The 26,195-nt window shown below is 49.7% G+C and carries 27 protein-coding genes and 1 riboswitch; of the genes, 7 read left to right on the top strand and 20 right to left on the bottom strand.

The window, feature by feature from the left end:
• Positions 1-23 precede the first annotated feature (23 nt).
• Positions 24-992 carry an MBL fold metallo-hydrolase gene (locus tag ACFQ3W_RS12730; RefSeq protein WP_379319603.1) on the bottom strand — a complete coding sequence of 323 codons (969 nt, stop codon included), beginning with the start codon at positions 990-992 and terminating at the stop codon, positions 24-26.
• 328 nt (positions 993-1,320) lie between these two features.
• Between ACFQ3W_RS12730 and ACFQ3W_RS12725 the strand changes: the two genes are divergently transcribed.
• Both ACFQ3W_RS12725 and ACFQ3W_RS12720 read left to right on the top strand, forming a co-directional pair.
• Positions 1,321-2,457, top strand: coding sequence for a virulence factor (locus tag ACFQ3W_RS12725; protein WP_379319602.1), 1,137 nt, complete (start codon positions 1,321-1,323; stop codon positions 2,455-2,457).
• 142 nt (positions 2,458-2,599) lie between these two features.
• A riboswitch (Lysine riboswitch) is annotated at positions 2,600-2,796 on the top strand.
• Positions 2,797-2,923: 127 nt separating this feature from the next.
• Positions 2,924-4,396, top strand: coding sequence for an amino acid permease (locus ACFQ3W_RS12720; RefSeq protein ID WP_379319601.1), 1,473 nt, complete (start codon positions 2,924-2,926; stop codon positions 4,394-4,396).
• Between the two features lie 88 nt (positions 4,397-4,484).
• Here ACFQ3W_RS12720 and ACFQ3W_RS12715 read toward each other — a convergent pair whose 3' ends face one another.
• Positions 4,485-5,624, bottom strand: coding sequence for a transglutaminase domain-containing protein (locus tag ACFQ3W_RS12715; RefSeq protein ID WP_379319600.1), 1,140 nt, complete (start codon positions 5,622-5,624; stop codon positions 4,485-4,487).
• Between the two features lie 416 nt (positions 5,625-6,040).
• Between ACFQ3W_RS12715 and ACFQ3W_RS12710 the strand changes: the two genes are divergently transcribed.
• The gene (locus ACFQ3W_RS12710; RefSeq protein ID WP_379319599.1) at positions 6,041-6,238 is read left to right on the top strand and encodes a hypothetical protein; all 198 of its coding nucleotides are present in this window, start codon (positions 6,041-6,043) and stop codon (positions 6,236-6,238) included.
• 165 nt (positions 6,239-6,403) lie between these two features.
• On the opposite strand, the gene ACFQ3W_RS12705 is transcribed toward ACFQ3W_RS12710, so the two are convergent.
• The 3 genes from ACFQ3W_RS12705 to ACFQ3W_RS12695 all read right to left on the bottom strand — a co-directional run bounded on the left by ACFQ3W_RS12705 (position 6,404) and on the right by ACFQ3W_RS12695 (position 9,886).
• Entirely contained in the window at positions 6,404-6,640 is a 237-nt protein-coding gene (locus ACFQ3W_RS12705) for a glutaredoxin family protein (RefSeq protein ID WP_379319598.1), read from the bottom strand.
• Positions 6,641-6,705: 65 nt separating this feature from the next.
• On the bottom strand, positions 6,706-7,656 hold the full coding sequence (gene trxB / locus ACFQ3W_RS12700) for a thioredoxin-disulfide reductase (RefSeq protein ID WP_379319597.1): 951 nt from the start codon (positions 7,654-7,656) through the stop codon (positions 6,706-6,708).
• 292 nt (positions 7,657-7,948) lie between these two features.
• Positions 7,949-9,886, bottom strand: coding sequence for a heavy metal translocating P-type ATPase (locus ACFQ3W_RS12695; protein WP_379319596.1), 1,938 nt, complete (start codon positions 9,884-9,886; stop codon positions 7,949-7,951).
• A gap of 317 nt (positions 9,887-10,203) precedes the next feature.
• On the opposite strand from ACFQ3W_RS12695, the gene ACFQ3W_RS12690 reads away from it, so the two are divergent.
• From ACFQ3W_RS12690 to ACFQ3W_RS12680, 3 genes are read left to right on the top strand one after another with little or no spacing between them, the layout of a single operon-like run.
• Positions 10,204-10,536 (top strand): PadR family transcriptional regulator, encoded by a 333-nt coding sequence (locus tag ACFQ3W_RS12690; RefSeq protein WP_379319595.1) that lies wholly within the window; start codon positions 10,204-10,206, stop codon positions 10,534-10,536.
• The gene (locus ACFQ3W_RS12685; RefSeq protein WP_379319594.1) at positions 10,523-11,077 is read left to right on the top strand and encodes an HAAS signaling domain-containing protein; all 555 of its coding nucleotides are present in this window, start codon (positions 10,523-10,525) and stop codon (positions 11,075-11,077) included. The genes ACFQ3W_RS12690 and ACFQ3W_RS12685 overlap by 14 nt, the downstream gene beginning before the upstream one ends.
• Positions 11,074-12,156, top strand: coding sequence for a DUF4097 family beta strand repeat-containing protein (locus ACFQ3W_RS12680; protein WP_379319593.1), 1,083 nt, complete (start codon positions 11,074-11,076; stop codon positions 12,154-12,156). Before ACFQ3W_RS12685 ends, ACFQ3W_RS12680 begins: the two co-directional genes overlap by 4 nt.
• 80 nt (positions 12,157-12,236) lie before the next feature.
• Here ACFQ3W_RS12680 and ACFQ3W_RS12675 read toward each other — a convergent pair whose 3' ends face one another.
• From ACFQ3W_RS12675 to ACFQ3W_RS12610, 14 genes are all read right to left on the bottom strand, one after another.
• Complete coding sequence (locus tag ACFQ3W_RS12675) at positions 12,237-13,529, bottom strand: homocysteine synthase (protein WP_379319592.1); 1,293 nt, start codon at positions 13,527-13,529, stop codon at positions 12,237-12,239.
• 147 nt (positions 13,530-13,676) lie between these two features.
• The gene (locus ACFQ3W_RS12670; protein ID WP_379319591.1) at positions 13,677-14,561 is read right to left on the bottom strand and encodes an ATP-binding cassette domain-containing protein; all 885 of its coding nucleotides are present in this window, start codon (positions 14,559-14,561) and stop codon (positions 13,677-13,679) included.
• Positions 14,548-15,411: a hypothetical protein gene (locus ACFQ3W_RS12665; protein WP_379319590.1), complete on the bottom strand. Its 864-nt coding sequence runs from the start codon at positions 15,409-15,411 to the stop codon at positions 14,548-14,550. Before ACFQ3W_RS12665 ends, ACFQ3W_RS12670 begins: the two co-directional genes overlap by 14 nt.
• Complete coding sequence (locus ACFQ3W_RS12660) at positions 15,395-16,015, bottom strand: RNA polymerase sigma factor (protein ID WP_379319589.1); 621 nt, start codon at positions 16,013-16,015, stop codon at positions 15,395-15,397. Before ACFQ3W_RS12660 ends, ACFQ3W_RS12665 begins: the two co-directional genes overlap by 17 nt.
• Before the next feature lie 57 nt (positions 16,016-16,072).
• The gene (locus ACFQ3W_RS12655) at positions 16,073-16,798 is read right to left on the bottom strand and encodes a hypothetical protein (RefSeq protein WP_379319588.1); all 726 of its coding nucleotides are present in this window, start codon (positions 16,796-16,798) and stop codon (positions 16,073-16,075) included.
• On the bottom strand, positions 16,791-18,944 hold the full coding sequence (locus tag ACFQ3W_RS12650; RefSeq protein ID WP_379319587.1) for an ABC transporter permease/M1 family aminopeptidase: 2,154 nt from the start codon (positions 18,942-18,944) through the stop codon (positions 16,791-16,793). The genes ACFQ3W_RS12655 and ACFQ3W_RS12650 overlap by 8 nt, the downstream gene beginning before the upstream one ends.
• Positions 18,941-19,822 carry an ABC transporter ATP-binding protein gene (locus ACFQ3W_RS12645; protein WP_379319586.1) on the bottom strand — a complete coding sequence of 294 codons (882 nt, stop codon included), beginning with the start codon at positions 19,820-19,822 and terminating at the stop codon, positions 18,941-18,943. The genes ACFQ3W_RS12650 and ACFQ3W_RS12645 overlap by 4 nt, the downstream gene beginning before the upstream one ends.
• Before the next feature lie 191 nt (positions 19,823-20,013).
• Positions 20,014-20,664: a deoxyribose-phosphate aldolase gene (gene deoC, locus ACFQ3W_RS12640; RefSeq protein ID WP_379319756.1), complete on the bottom strand. Its 651-nt coding sequence runs from the start codon at positions 20,662-20,664 to the stop codon at positions 20,014-20,016.
• Positions 20,665-20,731: 67 nt separating this feature from the next.
• Positions 20,732-21,313 carry a peptide deformylase gene (gene def / locus ACFQ3W_RS12635; protein ID WP_379319585.1) on the bottom strand — a complete coding sequence of 194 codons (582 nt, stop codon included), beginning with the start codon at positions 21,311-21,313 and terminating at the stop codon, positions 20,732-20,734.
• Complete coding sequence (locus tag ACFQ3W_RS12630) at positions 21,306-21,497, bottom strand: helix-turn-helix transcriptional regulator (RefSeq protein WP_379319755.1); 192 nt, start codon at positions 21,495-21,497, stop codon at positions 21,306-21,308. Before ACFQ3W_RS12630 ends, def begins: the two co-directional genes overlap by 8 nt.
• Positions 21,498-21,565: 68 nt before the next feature.
• Complete coding sequence (locus ACFQ3W_RS12625) at positions 21,566-21,925, bottom strand: hypothetical protein (RefSeq protein ID WP_379319584.1); 360 nt, start codon at positions 21,923-21,925, stop codon at positions 21,566-21,568.
• A gap of 314 nt (positions 21,926-22,239) precedes the next feature.
• Positions 22,240-22,503, bottom strand: coding sequence for a YqkE family protein (locus ACFQ3W_RS12620; protein ID WP_379319583.1), 264 nt, complete (start codon positions 22,501-22,503; stop codon positions 22,240-22,242).
• Positions 22,504-22,601: 98 nt separating this feature from the next.
• The gene (locus ACFQ3W_RS12615; RefSeq protein ID WP_379319582.1) at positions 22,602-23,177 is read right to left on the bottom strand and encodes a TetR/AcrR family transcriptional regulator; all 576 of its coding nucleotides are present in this window, start codon (positions 23,175-23,177) and stop codon (positions 22,602-22,604) included.
• A complete protein-coding gene (locus ACFQ3W_RS12610) occupies positions 23,155-23,928 on the bottom strand; it encodes an MBL fold metallo-hydrolase (protein WP_379319754.1) in 774 nt (257 codons plus the stop codon). The genes ACFQ3W_RS12615 and ACFQ3W_RS12610 overlap by 23 nt, the downstream gene beginning before the upstream one ends.
• A gap of 163 nt (positions 23,929-24,091) precedes the next feature.
• Between ACFQ3W_RS12610 and ACFQ3W_RS12605 the strand changes: the two genes are divergently transcribed.
• Positions 24,092-24,721 carry a LysE family transporter gene (locus ACFQ3W_RS12605; RefSeq protein ID WP_379319581.1) on the top strand — a complete coding sequence of 210 codons (630 nt, stop codon included), beginning with the start codon at positions 24,092-24,094 and terminating at the stop codon, positions 24,719-24,721.
• 2 nt (positions 24,722-24,723) lie between these two features.
• Here ACFQ3W_RS12605 and ACFQ3W_RS12600 read toward each other — a convergent pair whose 3' ends face one another.
• On the bottom strand, positions 24,724-26,121 hold the full coding sequence (locus ACFQ3W_RS12600) for an amino acid permease (RefSeq protein WP_379319580.1): 1,398 nt from the start codon (positions 26,119-26,121) through the stop codon (positions 24,724-24,726).
• Positions 26,122-26,195: the final 74 nt, after the last annotated feature.

Raw genomic sequence — 26,195 nt, 5'->3', positions numbered from 1 at the left:
CGATGATCAGTTAGAGAGATTAATTATACCCGGCTGCGAGCTTCCTGCAAGCTTGGCAGACGCAGCGTCTCCCCATGATGAAGCACCCGTATGGCATCCATGGAAATGCCGCGGCGCTTTCGCTCCGCCTCCAGACGGTCCAACGCCTCCCGAGCCGTGTCATCGGCCAGCCGGAAAGTACCGAAATGCATCGGAACCATGAGCTTTCCTTTGACATCAACGAACGCCTGAAGCGCCTCTTCCGGGGTTGTATGCTGAGAGGTCATGAACCACTCAGGTTCGTAGGCACCGATTGGCAGCAGCGCTACATCGATATCGAAACGCTCGCCAATTTCCGCAAACCCGCGAAAATAGCCGCTATCCCCGGCAAAATAAATCACCTGCGGCTTTTCGCCCTCCTTGGCATGCGCCGGCTCCAACACATATCCGCCCCAATGGGATGTGTTCGTATCAAACAAGGTTCTGCGCGTCCAATGCTGGGTCGGTACGAACGAAACTTTTACACTTCCGATTTGTGTATGCTCCCACCAGCTTAGTTCATGGGTCCGCCTGAATCCTTTACGGATCAGCTTCTGACCAAGGCCAACAGGAACGAAAATCTGTGTATCTTGCCCGTATAAACGCCGGATGGATGAGATATGCATATGATCATAATGAGAGTGCGAAATTAGTATGACGTCTATGTTAGGTATGTCCTCAATAGGGATTCCCGGTGCCGTAATCCGCCGCTGAACGCCCAATCGTAAGGCCCAAACCGGGTCCGTTACGATATTCAGACCCTTATACTGAATCAAAAAAGTCGAATGTCCGACCCAGGTTATCGAGGTCTCCCGGCGATTTTTTCGCAAATAATCGAGCTGCGGCGGCGAATGAGGAATTACAAAGGAATAATCCTTATTTTTTCTGCGACGCTCCTCCCGCCACTGTCTGAACTGCTTCAACGTTTTGTCTGTGGTCACATTATCAATATTGTTGTAGCGCGTTCTCGGCATTCTCGAGGTGCTCCTCTCCAGCTTTTCTTATATTTTAAAACATTAGTCCCGGCAATTCCAAATTCGGCAAAACAATCATAGACACATTCAGCTTATGAATGAAAGGCCCGAAGTTTAGCTGTTTCATGAAAAAAAGGCGGTTGCCCTGATGCAAAAAAATATGCGCCCCCCTTCGAAGATAGGTTTCCACAACAGTTTCCTTTTTATTCCGCATTGCACTTTGAATATGCCTTATTTCTCCAAATGTACTTATTGGCTTCTACTATAAAGCTTGGGCAAATTGCGATCGTTGAGGTAAAATGAATACGAAAGGAGTTGTGAACTTTTTATGAAACTCGTATTTATCGAACCAACCCCAAGCCCTAATACGATGAAGCTTCATTTGGACGAGAGCCTGGAACCCGGCATTCGCAAAACATATACGCTAGACAATGAACGGTCCGCCCCAGCCTGGATCCGCGGGCTGCTCCATATATCCGGAGTAAAAAGCGTGTTCCACACCGCCGATTTTGTAGCGCTGGACCGGAAAGGGAATGCCGACTGGGCGGCTATCCTTTCCGAGGTACAGCAGCAATTTGGACAAGAAGACGTTGAATCGGCATGGCAGCCAGATAACGGGGAGGCAGCCGGATACGGAGAAGCGCAAGTGTTCGTACAGGTGTTCCGAGGCATCCCGATGCAAATCCGGGTCAAAGCAGGCGGCCGCGAGGAGCGGATCTCCTTGTCCGAACGTTTCGTTTCTGCGGTGACAGAGGTCGCCAGCGCTACGTTAATTAAGGAGCGGAAGCTGACCGATTACGGCGTCCGTTATGGCGAGCTGGCCGACATTGCTCGCGAAGTCGAGCAGGAGCTGGGGGCTGCTTATCCGCCGGAGCGGCTAAAGGCGATTGTCTCTCAAGCGATCGCACACGGCCGCAATGAATCCGAATTTGTCGAGCAGCGGCGGAAGCTTAGCTTGGACGAAATCCGCGAGATGCTGCAGCATGAGGATTGGCATGTGCGCTACGCCGCGCTCGAGGCACTGCAGCAGCCAGGACCAGAGCTGCTGCAGCTGTTGGCGGAAGCGCTGCGCGATCGTCAGATGCAGCTCCGCCGGCTCGCGGTCGTCTACCTTGGCGATCTTCGCACGCCGGAAGCGATGGAGCTGCTGTACGAGGCCTTGCGCGATGCTTCGCCGGCGGTGCGCCGCACGGCCGGCGACACCCTCTCCGACATCGGCGATCCCGCCGCGACGGGTCCAATGATTCAGGCACTGCAGGATACCAGCAAGCTGGTCCGTTGGCGTACCGCCCGGTTCTTGTACGAGGTAGGCACCGATGAAGCGCTCGAAGCGCTGCGGAAGGCGGCCGACGATCCTGAATTTGAAGTCAGCCTGCAGGCCAGAATGGCCGTAGAGCGCATCGAATCTGGTGAGCAGGCCGCGGGCACTGTCTGGCAGCAGATGGCCAACCGGAACCGCAGCTAGCTGTGCTTTGTCCACCCTGTATGGACTTTTTACGAACCAGTTGTCAATTTTTTGACATTGCTCACCCTAACTGCATAAGCTATACTATGAAAATGTATTAAAGCTGCATGTAACTAAAGTGAATATTTGAACCTCATCATTACGGTGAGGTAGAGGTCGCGATTGTGATGAGTACACCGGAGGAGGCGCTAGAAGCCGCCGCAGATTCCGGTGAAAAGGCACCGTCGCCGAAGCTTGTATGCCAGCTTCTATTGGCAGGCAGGCTGGGGCTGTTTCCGAAAGGGACAGAACTGTCACGTTGTTTCAAACCCGAGAAACACGTGTTGAGCTATCTTCATGAAATGGTGGGATTCACGGTATATATATGGCCGCGGAGTCCTTTCCGCGGCCTATTTTTATGCGTAGCTCCGGCCTTACAGATTTTCATTGCATCTCGGGTAAACAGAAAAGAAGGAGTGAAATATACATGAGCAGCAACAACAATAGAGTCACGGAGGATCACCTCAAACCTGGCCTAAAAGCTCGCCACATGACGATGATCGCTCTCGGCGGTTCCATTGGAACTGGTCTTTTTCTAGCAAGTGGTGGTGCGATTGCTTCCGCCGGACCGGGTGGCGCAATTCTTGCCTACGTGGCCGTCGGCATTATGGTTTATTTTCTTATGACAAGCTTGGGCGAGCTGGCTACCTACATGCCGGACTCCGGTTCCTTCGAAACCTATGCATCCCGTTTCGTCGACCCTTCGCTCGGCTTCGCCATGGGCTGGAACTTCTGGTACAACTGGGCAATCACGATTGCAGCCGAGCTGTCTGCTGCGACGCTAATCATTAAATACTGGTTCCCGGATACCTCCTCACTGCTTTGGAGCATGCTGTTCCTAGCCTTGATCGTCGCGCTCAACATTTTGTCGGTTAAAGGCTACGGGGAGTCTGAATATTGGTTCGCCGCTATAAAAATAGCTGTTGTTATCATTTTTCTTATCGTCGGCGTGTTGATGATTTTCGGTATTATGGGCGGCAAAGCCGTTGGCTTCTCCAATTTCACGATCGGTGACGCTCCATTCCACGGCGGCTTCTTCACCTTCCTCGGCGTATTTATGGCTGCCGGGTTCTCATTCCAAGGAACGGAGATGGTCGGTGTAGCCGCTGGCGAAAGCCACAATCCGCGTGAACATGTGCCTAAGGCTATCCGCCAAGTGTTCTGGCGTATTCTCGTATTTTACATTTTGGCGATTCTCGTAATCGGCTTGCTTATTCCATACACTAATCCTAACCTGCTCGAAAGCGGCATCGACAGCATCGGCGTCAGCCCCTTCACGCTCGTATTTGAAAAAGCAGGGCTTGCCTTTGCAGCCTCTGCTATGAATGCTGTCATTTTGACATCGGTTCTATCCGCCGGCAACTCTGGAATGTACGCCTCCTCGCGGGTGCTCTATTCTCTTGCCAAACGCGGCAAAGCGCCTAAATTCCTGGCGAGACTTAACCGTCGCGGCATTCCGATGAATGCGCTGCTTCTGACGACGCTGGTCGGAATGTTGGCATTTTTCGCCTCACTGTTCGGTGACGGTGTCGTGTACACCTGGCTGCTTAACGCTTCCGGTATGTGCGGCTTCATTACCTGGCTCGGCATTGCCATCAGCCACTATCGTTTCCGCCGCGCTTATGTAGCGCAAGGCCGTGATCTAAACGACCTGCCATACAAAGCCCGCTGGTTCCCGTTCGGTCCGATTTTTGCATTCGTTCTCTGCACGATCGTCATTTTGGGGCAAAATTTGTCCGCCTTTGCGGGTGACAAAATTGACTGGTACGGCCTCGTCGTTTCTTATATCACCATTCCGCTGTTCCTGGCCATTTGGCTCGGCTACAAATGGGCGAAAAAGTCGAAGCTCATCCCGCTGGAAGAATGCGAACTTGATGTTCCGCACGCAAATCAAAAGTAAAGCATTTCTGACCAATTTTACTCGTATTATCGCCGTAAATGCTAAGCAGGGACTTGAAGGCTCACCTCTAAGTCCCTGCTTTTTTATATTATTTTTTGGAATCCCAAAAAATTTGTACCTTGAGGTCCTTGGTTGCTTCCAAAGGCTCCAGCGTATAACGGACATTTTGAATGCCGAGATCATACAAAGAACTCAGGTCCCTAAGCAGTTTTCGTTCCGTCCCTGCATATCGCACCGTGATCATGGGCTTATCCTCCTGGAGTGCTCCCTTCACGCTCTCTGTAAGTCCCTTGTTATCCGTTACTGCTGATCCGGCGTCGTACAGCTGGTAGCCAAGCTGCATTTTCAGGCTTTGAAAAACGCTCGATTTAACGCCCCCTTGATCAATTAGCGCTCGCAGCGTCGTTAAGTAAGGAACTGCAGCCTTAGGGTAACGGCTCTCCTGCCATATGTGGTCCTTCCTCATTTGTGTATCAGACCGTAGATAATACGTATATTTTATCCCACCTGAATAGTTCGGCTGAGGATCGTCCCAGGTCGTATCCAGATGGTACCATAATCCGTCGATCCGCACGAGATTCCAGGCATGGAGCTGTCCGCCCGCCTTTCCTTCAACGATTAGATTCTCAAGGCCCGCTCCCTTTAAGAGCTGGTAGGCCAGTAGTGTATATCCCTGACACACTGCCTCCCCCGTACGTAAACCTTCATAGGCGGTATAGTTGTGAAAATCGGTGTCGTAGCGCAAATTCGTAACAATATAGTCGTGGATCGCCTTAATCTTCTCGTGCCCACTCATATCCGGTTTGATAATCCGCTTTAAAATACCCGTTGCCTTTGAACGGACATAAGCAGACTGCTCCGCCGACTCCCGGTAATTGACCCGCAGGGTAATCTTAGCGGAACCCGTCGTTCCCCGCCAGCTGTACACGTAACGATCAACAACGTATTTGGTATAGGGGTCTCCATCAAGTGCATTATTTAGCGCTTTTTTCAGCAACTGTTCCAAGTTTAATGTCGTCCCTTTGTATTTGAGAGCGATCATTAACTTTCGAGCAGCCAAACCTTCCGCAAATCTTTGCTGGATTTCCTGAAGGGAGCTCACAGTGGTCCGATCAGACGCAGCATTGACATGAACGGTTCCCCAACCGGACGATTCTGCTCCCAGAATGAGAACGCAAACCATCCCTGTAACTAGCCATCGTTTAGAAAGTTCCAGTTTCTTTCCCATATGGCTTCCTCCCTTATCGTAGACCACCTAAGCTTCGGCAACATCCTATTTGGTGCACATCCGCTAACTGCCTACATGTCCGAGCCTTTCTGCTAGTTATGCCATCTCTCAGTTTCCCATAGACTCGTGAGCGAGGTTAGTGTTAGAGACCTTTAGCGCTCTTCAAGCCCATTGTAACACAGGCTTGGCCGCAAAAGGATTCTAGTTTTGTCGAATATCATAGATCATTTTAGCGAACGATCAAGCAAAAAGAGAGAAGCTATTATGTTCGCTAAAATGAAATAAAATCGACTTATTTTTTCCAAACTTCTTCTACAAAACAACTGATGGCTTCGGTATAATAAAAATACTTGATTGTGACTTATGTCATTGCGCATACATACGCGTATAATTTTTAGAAACGGGGAAGACAACATATGACCATTGTGGATCTTTCGGATATTTCCGTTCAAGTCTTTGTTGCCGTGATGTTTTTCTTACTGATAATAACCCCCTTATTAAGTTTAGGGGTGCTTCGCTTGTTCCAGGGGCGAAAAAAGTCCGGCTTCTCATTGATCGGCGGAGGGGTCATAGGGTACTTTGTTTTCCAGCTTGTTATCAAGTTGATAAACTGATTGATGGTGGTTGTTACAAAGTAAAAGATACATTTAATAGAGCATGGACGGTAGGCATTTCTGACCGCAAAAAAGGGAGACCGGACAATCTCATCCGTTCTCCCCTCTGCTATATGCCCAATCTCCGTACAATCTATTGAACCTACTCCAGTACACTTCAAGCCGTTAAGCCAGCTCCGCAAGGACTTTGTCGAATTGCATTCTGTTCATGCCCATGATCCGGTGCCCCCCGATCAGCGTTACCGGAACGGCACGCGCCCCCAAATCCCATACCTGCTTTGCATACTCGTTGTTTTGCTCGATGTTGCGCTCTTCAAAAGCGATTCCTTTCTCGGAAAGGAATTTTTTAACTTGGCGGCAATGCGAACAATTGGTTGTTGTATAGACGATAATATTATTCATGATAAGTCGTTCCCCTCTTATATGCCACTTAAAAAAATTCAGGGAAGGCCCGAAGGCCTTCCCGTTTATTTTGCAGCAGATACCGAAGCCTCATGCTCGAGGTTTTCAATATATTTCTCGCAGTCTAATGCTGCCATGCAGCCACTTCCTGCAGCAGTAATCGCTTGACGGTAACGTGTATCCTGTACGTCACCGCAGGCGAACACGCCCGGTACGTTTGTTTCTGATGTCCCCGGTTTCACCACGATGTAGCCGTTCGCATCAGTTTCGATTTGACCGCCAAGGAAGCCAGTATTCGGATGATGGCCGATAGCCACGAACACACCATTTGCAGGAATGACTTCCTCCTCACCCGTAGCATTGTTTCGTACCTTGAGACCAGTCACGCCGTTTTCTCCTGCAACGACTTCAAGCGGTGTTTTATTCAGTGCCCACGCAACCTTCTCATTTTGATGAACGCGATCCTGCATAATCTTCGATGCTCTAAGCTCATCGCGACGATGCACCAGCGTTACCTTCGAAGCGAATCTAGTCAGGAAGCCAGCTTCCTCCAAGGCAGAGTCTCCTCCGCCGATCACGATGATTTCTTTACCGCGGAAAAAGAATCCGTCGCAAGTAGCGCATGTGCTCACCCCGCGGCCAACATTGTCCTGTTCGCCCGGAATGCCTAGGTATTTGGCCGAAGCACCGGTAGACAACACGAGGGTTTCGGTAACAAGTTCACCGAGCCCTTCAACTTGCAGCTTGAACGGGCGATTGCTCAAATCGACACTGTTGACCCAGCCGGTACGGAATTCCGCCCCAAAGCGCTCCGCTTGCTTGCGCATATTGTCCATCAATTCCGGTCCCATGATCCCTTCAGGGAAGCCTGGAAAATTCTCAACTTCCGTCGTTGTTGTAAGCTGTCCGCCAGGCTGAGGCCCTTCAATGATTAATGGGTTCAGATTGGCCCGCGCCAAGTAAATCGCTGCCGTCAGTCCCGCCGGTCCTGTGCCGATAATGATTGATTTATACATATGATTAGTCCTCCTAAAAGTTTTGTGAGCGTTACTTCTACAAATTTGCTTCGTACAAAACTTACATCGTAAGCATCCGCTTAGTTTTTGTGAGCATTACTTCTACGAATTTGCTTCGTATAAAACTTACATCGTGAGCATTAAAGTTTATATGATTTGATAGCGCAAAATATAATTTTCTTATCTGCTTTAATTATGTTAATTTGACAGCATCGTGTCAACAATCGTATCGGCGAGGTTCTGTGAAGTTTAAATGAAGGAATGATGAAGCCTCGCGTTTACCTTCAGTACATTATCGCAGAAGCCGCAAACCGTTCAGAATGACGAGCAGAGTACTCCCTTCATGCCATACGACGCCGAGCGGTAGCGGTAACCCTTGCACGAAGTTGCTGGTTATGAGCAGCAGTATCACGGCACCAGCAAAAATGAGGTTCTCCTTCACAATCCGCCGTGCTCGCCGGGCCAGCTGTAGAGTGCTCGATATTCGCTCCAGGCTGTCGTTCATCAGTACAACGTCCGCCACCTCCAGCGCCGCTCCGCTTCCGCCTGCCCCCATCGCGACTCCTACCGAAGCGGCAGCGAGCGCCGGGGCATCGTTAACTCCGTCGCCAACCATCACAACATCTCCGTATTGGGCCCGCAGCGCCTTGACATGCTCGACCTTATCCTGGGGAAGAAGGTCACCGAATACAAGATCAATCCCCGCTTCATTGGCAACGGCCCACGCCGTCCCGCTGCGATCCCCGGTCAGCATCGCCGCCTTAATGCCAAGCTTATGCAACTGCTCGATCACCGTTTTGGCCTCCGTGCGGATTTCATCACGCAGCGCAATAATCCCGGCGTAACTTTCGTCGCATTGAACCATGGATACGGTATGGCCTTCCTCAATCAACAAACGAACATGGCTGGCCAATGTTTCAGGCAGACTCGGATCATTTTCATTCACCTTACCAACTCGCCATACCCTGCCTTCGATCACAGCCTCAATTCCCCAACCCGGCAAAGCCCGCAATTCATCGGCGCTGCGGACCACTATTCCTTCGTTCTCCGCCTTGCTTACGATAGCCCGGGCGAGGGGATGCTCCGATAGGCTCTCTGCAGCCGCACAGGCGGAAAGCACCTCAAGACGTTCGAAGCCCTCGGCTACGAGCAGCTCTGTTACAACCGGAGAGCCCTCCGTTAACGTCCCGGTCTTGTCGAAAGCCACCATTTTCGTGCCCCCCATATTGTCCATATGGGCCCCGCCCTTAAATAGTACACCGACCCTAGCGCTTTTCGACATCGCCGACAACATCGCCGGCATAACCGAAGCCACTATAGCACAGGGTGACGCAACAACGAGGAATACCATCGCCTTGTAAAAGGCATCCTCCCAGCTCCAGCTAAAAAGCAAGGGAAACATTACAATGAGCAAAATGGTAGCTGCAACAACAGTCTTCGCGTACAAGCCCTCTACCCGCTTGATAAATCGCTGTGTTTCCGGTACTTCTACCTGAGCCTGCTCCACCAGATTAACAATCTTGGCAAACAATGTCCCCTCCGCCGGGCTGGTTGCCTCGACATAAAGAGCACCCTCACCATTTACAGTTCCAGCATAAACATCATCGCCCATTTGCTTATCCACCGGTATCGACTCCCCAGTGATGTTCGCTTGATTCACTGCGGAGGACCCGCTGCGGATCTGCCCGTCAACCGGGATGATCCCTCCAGGCTTAACGAGTAATAAATCGCCGACAACAAGTGTCTCCACTCCTACTTCTTTAACGGTACCACCGTCTATTTTCAAGGCGGTTTCCGGCTTCAGCGCAATCAGCTCGGAAATATCTTTGCGGCTTCGCTCGCTGGCAAACGACTCCAACGCACCGCTAAACGAGAATATGAAAATCAGCATAGCTCCTTCATTCCAATAACCGATACAAGCGGCTCCCAGAGCGGCGGCGATCATCAGCAGATTGACATCCAGGTCCCGCTCTTTCCATAAAGTGATCAGACCTTCCCGAGCCTTCATATATCCCCCTACAACGTAAGCCCCTACATAGAGAAGTACCGAAAGCCATGGGAGCCAGAAGTTAATCCCCCAAGCAGCCAACATTAGTACTCCGCTGCATAAAGCGAGCAGCATCTCTTGATGGCGCAGCATCCGAAGCAATGAAAAACGACGACGTCCTCCCGGATCCGGTAGGTTAGCCTGCTTAGGTGCGGCAGGCCGAGTTTTCTGAATCGCTTCCATGAGATCTCCTCCTCTTTGATTACACTCATCCTGAGAATGAATATTGTTGTTATTCTCCTGAAAATGGCACATGCTGCTCTGGGGTAAGCCCCCGGAGCAGCATGCAGTGAGAACGATAATCAATGTTGTATTAGGACAATATTGTTGGTCATGGTAAACTTTACCTTCATTTTAATCTAAAAATTTGAGCATGTAAACACTATGTTGCATTATCCAGTACAGAACATTATACTTTGATTATCTAGTGGTTAATGTACAGTACTGAATAACACCTACCCCCTTAGATTGATACGACTTTATCCAGTGAGGTGATGCGAATGAATGTGCAGTTGAAGAAAGGCGCTCTTGAGCTTTGTGTTCTAGTTTTAATATCCAAAAAAGACCGCTACGGGTATGAACTGGCCCAAAAAATAACCGAAAAAATTGAGCTTGCAGAAGGTACACTCTATCCAATCCTCAGAAGATTAACAAAAGATAAGTTTTTGACCTGTTATCTCTCTGATTCGTCGGAGGGTCCGCCGCGTAAATATTATTCCATTACCGATTCAGGGCGACAGCAACTTGAGGAACTCATCGCGCAATGGGTACCTTTTGCCAGTGCCGTTAATGATTTTATTGAGGAAGGGACGAGTATAGATGGGGAGAACTGAATTTTTGCTTGATCTGGACAACTTGCTTGCAACAATACCCTATGAGGAAAGAAAGGAAATATTGTACGATTTCGAGGAGCATTTCGAAGCGGGTCAAAGCGCCGGAAAAATGGAGGAAGAGATCATTGAGAAATTAGGAAGCCCTGCTCTCTTGGCTAAAGACCTGCTACTAGACTACAGCATAACGGAGGCTGAAAATAAAAAGAGCTTTAGCAACATGATGCGCGCCGTTCTGAAGGTTGCCGGCATGAATTTTCTTAACATGGTGCTGGTCGCCCTCCCCGTCCTCCTTTTACTTTTGCTTTTGGCATCCCTATGCGTGATTTGCGTCGCTCTGCTGCTTAGTCCGCTACTAATAATTGTAGGGCTCGTTCAGCAAGGCTTCGAACTTTTCTTCTTCCATTTGTTTGCGACTATGACGCTATTTAGTTTGGGATTGCTGCTCGGAATCGGTTTGAAGCGGCTCGTAGAGCGGTTCTACGGCGTTATTTTGCAATTGGTAAAAAATAAAGCGGGATTCCAAGGGAGAGTGCTATTGTGAAAAAAATCGTAATGTTTGCCGCAGTGCTGCTGGTCGTCGGCTTGATCGGCACAGCCATCACCGTTCCAAAAACGAATACCCTGGAAGCGATCGGCATGTTCCAGGATAAACCGGAGGAAGCTCCAGACAACAGCCACAGTACAGCTGAACCAAAGGAAGAACGTCACGATTTCGGAGAAGCCATCGACGACTTTGAAACCGACATCATGGAGGGCACCTCCAACATGGTCGGCGGAATTCTGGATGAAATATCCAGCGAAATCCCTGATATGGGCCTAAACATAGAAAACGGTGAATTTGACACTGATGACGGACTAGACTCGAGTTGGCCGGACAAAGGTGCAAGAAGCCTCTCTTTAACAGACAGTGCCCAGGTAAGCGGAATCGGCCAAATTGTTATTCGGACAGCAGTTTCTGACATTAACATCGTACCAAGCGACTCAGATAAGATTAGCGTGAATCTAATGGGCAAGGTTAGTAAAAATATCAATGATAAAGATTTGACTCCGCTGCTGAAAAAGAAAGGCAATATCCTCTACATCGAGGCAGAAAAAAAATTAAATATGCCCAACATTCGCTTAGACCTGACACTAACGGTTCATATTCCTAATGTAACGTTCGATAAGCTGTCCGTGTCGACGAGTGTCGGAGACATTATGGCTTCCCACCTTACGGCCAAGGATCGCATTGAACTGCATAACTCAGACGGCGATATGAAGCTGGACGGCGCCAAGGCAGCCGAAATCGACTTGCGTAGCAGCAGTGGAAGCATAGAAGCATCCGCGATTCAAGGGGACGTCACCGCAACCTCAGCCGCAGGTGACGTCAAAATCGACCAGCATACCATTAATTTGAACGGCGATATGAACGTGAAATCTACTGTTGGCGATGTCGGGATAACCCTCAAAGAAGGTCAGGCTGTTTCGCTGAAATTTGATACCGTAACCGGAGAAGGACAAGTAGAGCTCCCCGGGATGAAATTCAGCAAACATGAGGATCAAGAAATCATCGGACAAACCGGAAACGGCAAATATGAAATCAAAGCGAACACAACGACAGGGGACTTCAGCATTCAGTAATCAGCACTTAAAAAAACGCTGTCCGGGCCGGTTTACCATCTTGGCCTGAACAGCGTTTTTTATATAAGCTACCTTATTGGTTAGGCCTGGCTGGCCGCAATGGCCTGCTCCAGGTCGTAAATGATATCATCGATATTTTCCGTGCCCACGGACAAGCGAATCAATTCCGGATTCACGCCTGCGGCGAGCTGCTCCTCTTCCGTCAGCTGCAGATGCGTTGTGCTGGCCGGGTGGATAATAAGCGATTTAGAATCCCCGACATTCGCCAGGTGGGAGAACAGCTTCACGTTTTCTATCAGCTTGCGCCCAGCTTCAACGCCGCCTTTGATGCCAAAAGTCAAAATAGCACCCTGCCCTTTCGGCAAATATTTCTGCGCCAGTTTATAGGATGCATGGCTTGGCAGACCTGCATAGCTTACCCATTCCACCTTATCATGAGCCTCCAAGTACTGCGCAACCTTCAGCGCATTTTGGCTGTGGCGCTCTACCCTTAAGTGCAGTGTCTCAAGCCCCTGGATCAGCAGCCAGGCATTAAATGGAGATAGAGCCGCGCCGAGATCTCGCTGAAGTTGCACGCGAGCCTTGGTGATGTATGCCTGTGGCCCGACCGCATCGGTATACACCACGCCGTGATAACTCGGATCGGGTTCTGTCAGTCCTGGGAACTTCCCGCTTGCTTTCCAGTCGAACTTGCCACCGTCTACAATTACACCGGCGATGGAGGTACCGTGGCCTCCGATAAACTTCGTAGCCGAATGGACAACGATGTCAGCCCCGAATTCAATCGGACGGAGCAGGTAAGGGCTTGGGAAGGTGTTGTCGACGATGAGCGGGATGCCATGTTCGTGTGCAATGGCAGCCACAGCCTCGATGTCCAGAACATCTCCCTTCGGGTTGCCGATCGTTTCAGCATAAAGCGCTTTGGTCTTATCAGTAATCGCTGCCCGGAAGCTCTCCGGATTTGCCGCATCGACGAATTTCACATGAATACCGAGCTTGGGCAACGTCGTAGAAAACAGGTTATAGGTTCCCCCATACAACGTGGAGGAGGATACGACTTCATCGCCCGCTCCGGCTATGTTCAAGATGGAGAAAGTTATCGCCGCCTGGCCGGAAGCTGTCGCCAGTGCGCCGACTCCTCCTTCAAGCGCCGCAACCCGTTTCTCAAACACATCATTCGTTGGGTTCATAATGCGGGAATAAATGTTGCCGAACTCTTTCAGTCCAAACAAATTCGCAGCATGCTCGGTATCGCGGAAGCCATAGGATGTCGTTTGATACAACGGTACCGCCCGGGAATATGTAGTGGGATCGATTTCCTGCCCCGCATGAACGGCCAGGGTTTCCGGGGCGTATTGACGCTCTTCAGACATGGATAACTCCTCCTTCAATCGTATGAGATGTTAAAATCATTAAGAGACTTATGAATGTATTTTTCATATTCTCTCACATCTCGCGTGATTTGAAAATAGGAAATCCGATAAATTTTATATGAATTATATAAAATGCCGAATATTCGCTTATCTGCGGTCTGTTTCATATCCTGCTGGCACTCCTGGTAAGCTGTTGTACTTTCGAACAAAGTAAGCATCCTCCAGCATTGGAGAGACCTCTGTCAAACCGGAGAACGGAGGCGTATCCGCTACCAGTTTGACGTAAATCCCTTCTTCGACCTCTCTGAACACGATCAACCCTTGCGAAGGATAGCTCTTAAACTGCTCTATGGTGATCGTTCCTTCCCAAATTCGATGCGGCAAATCTGCCGTCCAAAGCGAGGTTCTGCCCTCAAAATTAATTTTTCCGCCATCAAGCCAAATCACGCGATCAGCCGCCCCCTCCCATTCATTCATCTCGTGAACGGCCGCTATGACGGTTCGACCCGCAGCATACCGATTCAAATAGGAGATCGCGAGCTTCCGCTCGCCGGAATCCATTCCGTTCAGCGGCTCATCGAGAAACAGAAAAACCGGTGCCGCAAGCAAAGCCTGAGCAATTGCGAGCCTCCGGCGAATGCCTTGCGATAAATGACTGATTCGCGTCTTTTGCCAATCGTCCAAACGGAAATCATGCAGAAGCCCCTTGGCCCGATCCAGGCGGAACACACCTTTGAGTTCAGACAAATAAGCCAACAGCTTCAATGGAGTCATGTCCTCATACAGCTCAATTTCAGCAGGCAAATAGCCGATTTGGCTTCTAATAAGCGGCAGGTCTTCGGCCGAGGAACGATGCTGATACATAATCGTTCCTCTCTTTGGCATCTGAACCGTGGCAAGAAGCTCCAGAAGCGTCGTTTTCCCCGCCCCGTTAGGGCCTACAAGCAATGTAAGCCCCGGCTTCAGACGAAGTGAGCCAACTAGTAAAGAGAAACTACCCATCGGATGCTGCAGGTTGTCAATGGTAATCATGGTCGTTCCCCGCTCCCGCGCTGCGAACTTTAAGGCTCCGACTTCGATAATATGAACGCAGAACCAGTACCGCCCCAATCACGAACAGCACGCCATCAATGGTAACTCTATAGCTAGGTGACAAGCTAGAAACAAAAATCTGGTTTTGGAAAATAAACCAAAGTATATAGATCAGAGAAGCGGACACCAGTGCTACCTTCATTCCTTTTCGAAACAACATATACATTGCCGCTCCCCCGGTTAACAGAGAAATCCCCAGCCATTGCAGTAGAAAGGGGATGAACGGAAGATTCGTTTCGCCAGCGGAGGATACCCTGATATCGACCACGACTGAACTGATAAGTGCCCATCCTATAATGAGAGCGACAACCATCAGCATTCGGCAGTAAATCACCAACGCTGGAGGATAAGGAGTGATGCTCTCTACGGCTCTCATCCCAGGATCCCAGGAGCGATAACTAAACAGCATCGAGGCAACGAGCATGAGCGGTGTGATGACGGGAAATAAACTCATCACCGAATCCCCCTCCACGATATTGGTAAATGGACGCTTTGGATCCACCAGAAAAATTAGCATCAGAAACACAGCGGCTCCCGCCAATATGAGCGATTTGCGGTTCAGCCGAAACTGGCTCCACATCAGCCTGCGAAGCGAAGGTGTTTCGACCTGAGGATTAAAATCAAGCGTTTGAAGCGCATTTTGAGCTTGGAGTGCATTAAACTCAGACTGCAGTGCCTCAATCAGTGCCGCGGTTTCCGAAGGCGCAGGCGGCGGCTGCAGCGCTTGCCGAAGCGGCTTTCGGAGCTCTTGCTCCAGCTGCTCCAACTCTTGGTCAATGGACGGTTTCATGAATCGGCACCTCACTTTCCTGTTGTGATTTCGGACGATTTCCAGTTACAAAGGATGAAAATTCCGCTGTTTTGGCAAGCACCCTTTTCAATTTGCGCAGAGCTCCGTAAAGGTTCGATTTAACCGAGCTCAGTGGAAGATCCAGAACATCGGCGATTTCCTGTAGCTTAAGCTCATGAAAAAATCGCATGCGGACGACCTCCTGCTGAATCTCCGGCAGCCAAGCCAGCGACTCTTTGAGCTGCTCCACCGTTTCCTGCCTTTCAAGCAGTTCCTCCGCTTGGGGAGAGGGATCGGCATCGTCGGGCAGCTCATCGGCGGGCGTGAGCTCTGACCGATAGGAGGCACTCCTCCAGTAATCCCGGCATAAATTCAGCGCAACCTTGTACAGCCATGGACGCAACTGCTCCAATTCGCCGTACCGCTTTAGATGCCGAATCAACCGTACGAAGGTTTCCTGAACAATATCCTCTGCTTTTCCACGGTCCCTGAGCTGAGTAGTTACATAGCTAAGCAGCGGTCCATGATATCTGGTTATAAGCATTTCAAAAGCCTCCTGGTCCCCTTGGGCCATTCTATCCGCCAATTGCTGATCCGAAATCATCTCATCCCCCCTCCCCTATCATCAATCGGTTTTTCTTCAATATCGCACAAGTTATCGCTATTCTTCTTCCACGGCAATCCAGCGTTCCCTCTTTCCAACGAGCCACACCGAAAACATCAGCAGCAATATGGAGGCTATCAAAAGGACGATGCGGTTCGCAGGAAACGAATCCTCTTTTCCTAAATAAGCGGTGTATAACGTCCAGCTATTAAACACACTGCCGCCACTGATCGTATCCAGCACCCAAACGCTAAATCCGAGGATGAGCCCGCCGTAAATTTTACGAAAAACAATAATCCCTGTCACGGTTAACGAAGCGAATAACAGATAAGCCGGCAATGTTTGCAGCAGCAGCGGAACGACGCCAATCGGCTTACCCTTTATCGGTGTTGCCCCACTCCATAAAAAGTGAGTTGTTATGATTTCCCCATACTTCAACAGGTAAGCAGTCATCCAGCCCAAGCTAAAAAGCACTGAAATAAGGATAGCAATCACCCATTTGCGAACGACCATAACACGCAGCGATATAGGATACGTCGCGATAATTTCCATGCCCCCTCCTCCGATTTCGCGCTGGTACATCAGAAGCGTAACAATGATGACAAGCGGGAACATGCCCATTTCGGAAAGATAGTACACCGTTCGTGGTCTAGCAGGGTCCCCGGTCACAATGTTAAGCAGGTACAGCCCGAACAACACCAGAGCGATGAACATCATCGGCTGCTTGTGTAGTTTTACATCGAAGGAAAGCCCCCGGATTGAGCGGTCGATTACATTATTCATCCGCCATCACCTTCTTCCATTGCTGCTCCCATTGCTCATAAGTTATCGGTTTGAGAGAGTCGGCTACAATAGGAAATTCGCTTATATCGAGGCCTTGACTGTAAAAATAACTTAGCACTCGCTTCACCTGCTGTATTTTGCCGTCATCCAGCGCTTTCTCTACCTGCTTCACCATACGTGGTCCCAAACGACCCGGGTCGTCTTCTGCAGTCTTGGACAGATCATAAAGCATGTTGCTGCTTGCTCCCTCTACCCAATTTTCATCCGTTAAGCCCTTTTTCTCACGGTAATACACATACCATATCAGACTCCGGATCTGCGGCTTAACATCCTCTTTCGTACTCTTAATCCATATGTTTCTATCCGATCCAAACAGTGCCGAGTGCATAATCATCTGCACCGTATAATCCATATTCATTTCAATCCAAGACATCATATACGTTTGATTCTCCATGTTTGTGCCGAGGTAGTTCGTCATCGGCAGAAGTAAAACCTGGTCTACCTTAGGCTGAAAATCTTCGATCCAGGAATCAAAGTAAGCATACATCTCTGTAAGGCCCGTTAGCAGTTCATTACCTGAGCGAGCATTGTATGGGGTTGTAACAAGCCCAACCGGAAAGCCTGTATGCTCAAGCTGTGTAAATGTACCGGCATATAGACTGATTGCCCCGGACGACTTGCTTTCAAAAGTTTGTTTACCTGCCGCATGACCTGTCTCATTCAAACTCGTATACAATGGTGTATCAAATCCGCTGACCGCTAAATGAATATCTGAGGGGTAGCGAAAAAACCATTCTTGATTCGCCGAATATGGATACAGGCTTTTTCCATCTATCTCCTTAACGTATACGAAACGATGCCCGGGCATCGGGTACCAAGCGATTTTGCTGGGCAAATACACGTTCTTGTCTTTGACAAAGGCACGAAAGGCTCCCTGTCCCTGAGCCGTCGGTTCGTAGTCCATGATCTTTCCGTTATAATCGATCTGCACCCGCAGTGAAGCAGACGTCAAATCAGCCAACGCCACGGTTAACTCATCGCCTTGCCGGGTATATTTTGCAGGGACCCCGTCAATCGTAATCCCGTCGATGCGGAAAGCTCGGTTCAACGTGAAAGGAAGCTTGGTTTCCCCTTTTATCGATTCAGTCGGTACTTGCATGCCAACCTTGATTTGAAGCGTATCATTGCTTTCTTTGGCCAAGTTGATGTCGTAACTTGTCACTTTAAAATCCTTAATCTGATGTTTCTCTAAGGCATCCAGCTTTACAATAGAGGGATCCCGAAGCTTCTCATGATACTTGGCGTACCGCTCCTGCCAAATCAAGCCGTATGGCGTAAAGGTACCCACCGCGAGCAGCAAGGCGAGTCCACCGGCCATCCAGGTAGCCGCTTTACGCCGAGTAGGCCGTAAGCTGTTCAAGATCAGCACCCCAGCTGCCAGCAGCAATATAGCAAATGCCAGCACAAACAGGTGAGAGTACATCATCTCATCCGCAATGAGACGAAACCCCCAGGTATTCAAGTCCATATCGCTGGTGATATATAACTGACTGAGGTGAAACGTACGGAGAAAGTACAAATGGAACCGGTCCAAGATGAACAAGTCCATAAAAAATGTGCCGAACATCCATGCACAAAAAGCGATTAAGTAGACGATTCGATTAGGTATGGAAATCGCAAGCAGCATGGCTAGCGCGAGTGTCACCATATAAGAGACTTCGTAATTGATGACATAATACCGTGTATTCTCCCAGGTCAATGAAGCGTCCACACCCGTTTTCGAGGAAGACCAGGCAAAAATGACTCCCGCGAGAACGGTGAACATCATGAAGTACAGCAGTCCTGCGATATATTTTGCCGAAATTTTTGTTGTGTACGGCACGGGCAGGGCTGCATTCCATTCATATGAGGAACGGCGAATATCCCTGCGAATCGTCAAAGTGCCGAGCAGCATGACGATGCCTAATGTCATCGTGTGAACGATTGAAAGAAAAATGTAACTATTCTGATAAAAATCTACTTGCTTCTCGGGCTCCCTGGACACCCAAGCGTACATCAATCCATATAGAACGGGTAAAGCCATATACCACGGATTCCGAAAAATCAGCCGCAGCTCAAAGCTGAATTGGCGAAGCCATTTGCTCATGACTTGGCCACTCCCTTCGCGTGTTCCGATCTCAGCAGCGCTAAATAGCCGTCTTCCAGCGTTGGCTGAACAAGCGCTGCCCCCGAGAGAGGCCTGTCGCCGATGACCCGGCACAGCAGTCCTTCCTCGGTACGGCGCGTAGAGACAACGGCCATCGGATCGAGGGAGGCAAATTCCGCTTCGCTCAGGTGAGCCTCCCACACTTTGCCCCGCCCGCATTTTTGCAGTTCGGACAGCTCGCCGGACATTCTTACCTTGCCTTTATCCAGCACGGCGATTTGCCGGCAGTTGCTCTCGATATCAGCCACGATATGCGTCGACAGCAGAACGATACGACCAAGGCTGAACCGGGTCAGCAGATTGCGAAATCGAACCCGCTCCTCAGGGTCTAAACCTGCAGTCGGTTCATCTACGATTAATACCTGCGGCGATCCAAGCAGCGCCTGAGCAATCCCTAGACGCCGCTTCATGCCGCCGGAATACGTGCGAACACGTTTATTAGCTTTATCCTGTAAATTCACTTCTTCTAGCAGAGAGCTAATCTCCGATTTGCGTTTTTTTGCATCCTTAATCCCTTTCATGACTCCTACATAATCTAGAAACTCCGTCGCGGTAAGCTGGGGATAGACTTGGAATTGCTGCGGCAAATATCCGATCATTCGCCGAATCTCCTCTGCATTCTTTAACGGAACTCCAAAGATGGATGCTCCGCCCGAAGTGGGTGCAGTGAGCGTCGCCAAGATTCTCATGAGCGATGACTTGCCGGCCCCGTTCGGCCCGAGCAATCCGACCATCCCCTCCTGAAGAGTCAGCGTCACATCGTCAAGGGCAAGGCCTCCACGCGTATATTTTTTGGATAAATGATCGATTTGAATCATAAGCTTCCTCTTTCCCGATTTTTTAGAGCTACCCGCGCGGTTGCTTCTGTACCTGTAACGGAACCGGCAGCTAAAAAGTTTAGTTTCGGGTGAAAACTATTTTTACTATTTCATATGCAAAAAAAGACCACTCCGCGCTTTACGCCTGAATGGTCCTTTGATCATTGCTAACCTATGTTTAGCTCATTCGCTTAATAATCGTTTTGCCCGCTTTGGCCTTTGGCAATCGCAACACCTGCGCTCGTGCCAAGACGCGTTGCTCCAGCCTGGATCATCGCTTCGGCATCCGCCAGTGTCCGAACTCCGCCGGAGGCTTTTACCCCGGTGCCTGGGCCTACCGTTTTGGCCATAAGTGCCACCACTTCTACAGTAGCCCCGCCGCTTGAAAAACCGGTTGAAGTCTTGACGAAATCAGCCCCGGCCGAAACCGACAGCTTGCAAGCACGCACAATTTCATCCTCCGTAAGCAGACAGGTTTCCAGAATAACCTTCACTAGCGCTTTGCCGGAAGCCGCTTCAACGACTCCCTTGATATCGTTAGCGACCAGTTCGTCGTTTCCATCCTTCAGTGCGCCGATGTTAATGACCATATCGACTTCGCCAGCTCCTTGAGAGATGGCGTGCGCCGCTTCAAAGGCCTTTACCTCGGGCGCCGAGGCGCCGAGCGGAAAACCGATGACAGTACATACCTTAACCTCGGTCCCCTTAAGTACTTCTGCCGCCGTTTCCACCCACACCGGGTTAACGCAAACGGAAGCAAAACCGTACTGCTTCGCTTCCTCGGCCAGCTTTACAATCGCTTCCCGTCTTGCCTCAGGCTTCAGCAGTGTATGATCGATCATGCCGGAAATAGAATTCGTAGACAAGTTGACTCCTCCGTTTCAATTGGTGAGATGATGACCTACTAAACTAATACAGGCTCGAAATTTGTACGCCGCTCGGCAGCTTAAACGGATGCTCTTTGTTGATGTGATCAAAAAACATAATGCCGTTCAAATGGTCCATTTCATGCTGCATCACGATCGCGTCAAAGCCTTTGAAGCGCAGCTTTCGTTCATTGCCCTGCTCATCATAAGTAAGGATTTTGACTTTCTCGTACCGCGGTACAAAACCTTGCACCGCCCGATCCACTGATAGACACCCTTCACTCTCCGGCAGGTAGGTCATCGATACGGAATAGCTGACGATTTTCGGATTGTACATGGCATATTCCTTTTCGTTCCCCTGGTCGTCTGTGAGCAGAGCGGCAAACATCCGCTTGTTCAAACCAACTTGATTGGCCGATAAACCAACGCCTGCACGCAGCTTGTACTTCTTAGACATCTCCGGATCTTGGCTGTATCTTAAAAAGCGCAGCATCGCCGCCATCTCTTCACGGTCTTCCTGACTCGGAGGCATGCTAACAGGCTCTGTCACGACTCTGAGAATAGGATCCCCTTCTCTTACAATATCATCCATCGTAATGATATAGTCATTGTTGAATTTACTCATAAATAAACAGTTCATCCACCTTCGTCTGCAATATTTGCGCGAGCTTAAAAGCGAGCTCCAGCGTTGGATCGTATTTGCTGTTTTCCACGCAATTGATCGTCTGTCTCGCTACGCCGCATTCCGCGGCCAGCTGGTTCTGTGTCAGCCCAAGCCGCTTGCGGAACTGCTTGATCTTATTGTTCAAGAGCACCACCAAAATGTCAAAAGTTTTGGACCAACCGATCGTATCAAATCTTTCGCCACCTGTCAAAGTTAGGATTTCATTTTGATGCCCCAGATCGTATCTTTGCGGAATGCCGCTTCCTCGCGAAGCTTCGGCAGCCGTTCGTCCTCCGGGTAGTGCTGCTCCAAGTAGTGTACGTAGGCTTGTTTCAGCCCGATTTCCTGATCCAGTTTATTAAATTCGCTAGGGTGCTTCTGAAGCTGCTGAATCGCTGCGTCCCATCGCTTCAAATCCTGCTTCGTTGTCCGTCCACGCCGGGTACGTTCCGCCAGATTGCTCAGATCTTCGCAGGTGTCGTGAAGTCTGGTCGAATATTTGAATTTACGGTTAAACATCCCCAGCACCACGATCATTCCAAAGAATAAAACCCACAACCATACATGATCCATAAGCTCACCTCATTATGAAAATAAAAACGCCTCATCGGCGTCTTTATTTTGCGATTGGTCATATTTGAATTTCACTCTTGCCTAGAATTTAGCAGGAAATCCTCACGCTAATTGATCACGGATGACCGATTAGAAGAAATTAGAGGGAAATTCTCCTGCTAATATGATGCATGCCCCCCAATACAGCCGATATTAGTAAAATTAGCGGGAGGTTTTCCAGTTAATTAAGCCCAATCTCCCCTTTTCACCAAAAATAACGGGGGGTTTTCCTGCAAAATTTATAAAGTGGTAATTCATATATCTGCTTAGCGCTATTATTTATACTTATGCCAGTCCATCTCGCTCGTATTCAGCAAATGCTCAAAGTCGTTAGCGAGACGCTTCCGCTCGGCAAGGCGAGCTTCCTCCGCCTTGATTTGCTCCTGTTCCTTACGCTGCTCCTCATTTTTCTTAAGTTCGTCGCCCCAAGCCTTGAGCTTGGTGATCGTCTCGTCACCCAACATATCTTTCAGCGTCGCCGGTTTATCCGTTAAATTCGTAGAGTTACTGGGAGCAGGACGCCCTTTCTTCTTCCCCATTACCGTTCACCTCGGTTTCTATCATACCTCTTAAGTTCAAGCCTAAAGTATCATAGACCTAAAATTGTTGTCAATTGATGCGCAGAACATTGAAGGTGTTAGACAAAATGGGACACCCGCTCCAGCCCTTCCAGAATGAGATCCAGATTAAACTGCAGGCTGTCCTGCACCTCGAGTGGTAGGCCAAATCCGCCCTGCCGCTTCAAAGAAGCAAAACCGTGAATCAGGCTGCGGATACCTCGAACGGTATGCAGCGCTTCTTCCTCGGTAAGCTTGTAGCTGCTGAGATAATGTAAAATTAAATCGATAAACCGCTGGCCGGCTTCCTGAAGCGGAACATCATCAGGACGGGGCGGGATTTGGATCGCTTCGTACAGGCCGGGATGTTCACTGGCAAAGTTGAGGTACGTAAACGCAAATATACGGAGAGCCTTTTCCCCAATTATGGATCCGGCTTCAGCTTGGATTCGATCATATAGCTGGTTCAAGGCATATACGGCTAGCATGGTCCGAATCTCCTCCAGACCACTGACATGATTGTATAAAGAGGGCGGTCGGATCCCCAGCTTACGGGCTACCGAGGACATAGAAACCGCTCCCGTTCCTTCGTTGTCCGCTACTTCGACGGCTGCGAGCAGAACATCCTGACTATCAAGGCCGATTCTTGGTGACATGCCCCTTTCCCTCCCGTCCGGATTCGAACTTGGCAGTTCCCCCAAGATTTAAAGACCGTTCCGCCGCCTGAATGGCCCGATCCATTGCCGCTTGCGGCTTCTCCAGCAGCTTACCGTGTCCAACCGCCAGTAACGAAGGTTTGAGCTCCGCCAATCTGCGGGCACTGGCCAGAGCCGTTTCCTTACTCCATGTCGCCATAGCCGGGAAAGGGAAAAACGGACGAACCGTACCGCTAACCGCAATACCACCGCGAACCTGGAAAGCATCCCCGACAATGATTGACTGGCTTCGCGTATCCAGGAAAGAAAACGATCCCGGAGTATGCCCCGGTGAAGCAATCGCGAGCAGTGAGCCAATGCGTTCCCCATCGGTAAACTTGATATCTGCACGGGTTTTAAGCGACTTAGGAACGCCGCCACGTATCGCCGATTGCGGCTCTCCCGGATCCAGCGACATATCGCCGCTCATTAAGCGAGCATCTCGGGCGGAGACATACACCGGAATTTCCGGGTATTTTGCTTTTAAAGCATCCAATGCCCCCACATGATCATCATGCACATGAGTCAATACGATCCGTGTTAGGGGTTTTCCTATATCCTTAACTGCTCTAATTATCCCTTCCATGCTGTATGGTAAGGCGGCATCAATCAGCGTTACACTCTCATTTTCCTCAACCAAGTAGCAATTTACGGGGAAAATTCTTGGCATAAAAGACAATTGATATAATTTTCCGTTCTTTATCATTCTCATCATTATCGCCTCTTTCGCAAAAAAACTAATACCTTTAGTTTTAAAATAAACTAATGCTATTAGTTTTGCAAGAGGTTTTTCAACTGAATTTTTACTGTCGTACAAGCAGCTACCCGTGAATAGGATGTACAAACCGTAATTTTAGTGGTTTGGAGGTCAGTTCATGAACAGTTTCTTTAGCTATTTACTCTTAGGTTTATCCCTTTCGGCACCGATTGGTCCAGTGAACGCCGCCCAGCTTGACAAAGGCATACGCGGCGGCTTCATGCACGCCTGGCTTGTCGGAATTGGTGCCGTTGTCGCCGACATTTTGTACATGCTGCTCGTTTACTTTGGCGTCGTCCACTTTTTAAATACCCCGTTTATGAAAACTTTTCTATGGTTGTTCGGCTTCTTCATCTTAATGTATACCGGTATCGATAGCATCAAACAGGCCGGCAAGGTTACCCTCAGCGATATGCGTGGCGGGGAACCGCTCATGAAATCCTTTCTTACCGGCTTCATCATGTCGGTGACAAATCCGCTTTCCATTCTTTTCTGGCTCGGCATCTACGGCTCCGTTCTCGCTCAGGCTGCCTCTGCCGGAACACAGGACTTGATCGTTCACAGCTCTGGAGTCATTTCGGGATTAGTGCTCTGGGATGTAACCATGGCCGGCTTCGCCAGCGTGTTCCGCAAGCTGCTGACAGAGCGGATTCTCGTCTGGATTTCGGTTTTATCCGGGATCTCCCTGATCGGCTTTGCCCTATATTTCGGCTACGAGGCAGCGCTACTGCTTGCAGCCCAGCTTTAGCTTTATGTTGTCCCCTTCGGACGGATCAGCACAAACGTTTTGCGCCGAATCCCGCGCGCAACATGCTTCTTGCTGCGTTTCCATACGGCAAACTGTAAAATGAGCGTCACGATGCCGATGATACCAACAAAAATCAGACTTCCCCAAAAACCGGGGCGACTCGTGGCATGAAACAAGGTTCCAGTAACGGCCAGTAATATCAATACCATTCCGGCCCATCGTTTGACTTGGCCAAACGCCGTTAGCTTCAGCAGCTTGCCGGACGTGACCAAGATAAAGAACCAGTTGTACAACAGCAGCAGCCCGGCAGACGTTGTAATATACTCATAAATCCGCCCCGGCATAACAAACGATAAAATGATAGAAGCAGCTAATCCTGCCGCTGTAAGGCCAATCGAAAACAAAGGACGCTTCCCCCAAACCTTTCTGGCGAATAGCGGCGGTGCATCCTTGTCCTTGGCGAGCGTAACCAGCATCGTTGTTACAGCATAAAGCGACGCTACCATGGTGGAAAAGCCAGCGACGATGAGCACCCCGTTAAAAACGTGAGGAATGAACGGGAGCGGATACTTGCCCAGCGCCGTTATGAATGGACTTTGTTTGGGGTCAAACGCCGACCAGGCAACCATCGTAATAGCCAACCCAATTGACAATACATAGACGATGGATAGCAGAAGCAGCATAATCGTCCCTGCTTTTGGCGCATCCTTCGGTTCACGCAGCCGAACCGCCATCATCCCCATGACCTCAATACCACCGAAGGCGTAAAAGGCAAAGATCATACCGGACCAAAGTCCACGGTATCCCGTCGGGAAAAACGTATCTGTGGTGTGAGGAAATACTGGCGGTCGTCTTCCCCCTCCGGGAATGAAGCCCATTAATGCAGCCCCGGCAACACCTAAAAACATGAATATCGCCGCAATCTTGATGACGGATAACACATTTTCCATCGAATCAAACGCCCGGTTGCCCAGTAAAATAACCCCGAGTCCGAGCACCGCATAGCCAATGGCAAAAATCCACATTGGAATCCCGGGGAACCAAAAGCGAGTAAATAATGATAATGCCGTTAATTGGCTGCCCATAATGAGTACCTCGGAGCACCAATATACCCACCCGCTGCTAAAACCGGCCCAACGCCCAAACGCCCGCTTCGCGTAGGAACGAAAAGAACCTTGTTCCGGCCGGTCAGCTGTCATTTTCGCCAACACCTCAAACACCATATAAGTACCGACTGCGGCCAACACAAAAGCGATCAAAATCGCTGGTCCCGCGATACGGATACCTAATCCCGATCCGAGAAAATACCCCGTGCCGATCGTCGATGCTACCCCGAGCAATGATAGCTGCCACCACCTTAGCGTCCCCTTTTCTTCCTCACCAGCTTGTGATTTTACCATCCTTATTTCCCCCCAGTTCCGTAATGTCTGCTTTGTTCCTCCGTCCCTGTATTTTGCAGCCTGCCCTGAGGGAT

The sequence above is a fragment of the Paenibacillus puldeungensis genome, from assembly GCF_042678945.1.
Taxonomy (GTDB): Bacteria; Bacillota; Bacilli; order Paenibacillales; family Paenibacillaceae; genus Fontibacillus; species Fontibacillus puldeungensis.
This window is presented reverse-complemented; position numbering and strand designations above follow the sequence as displayed.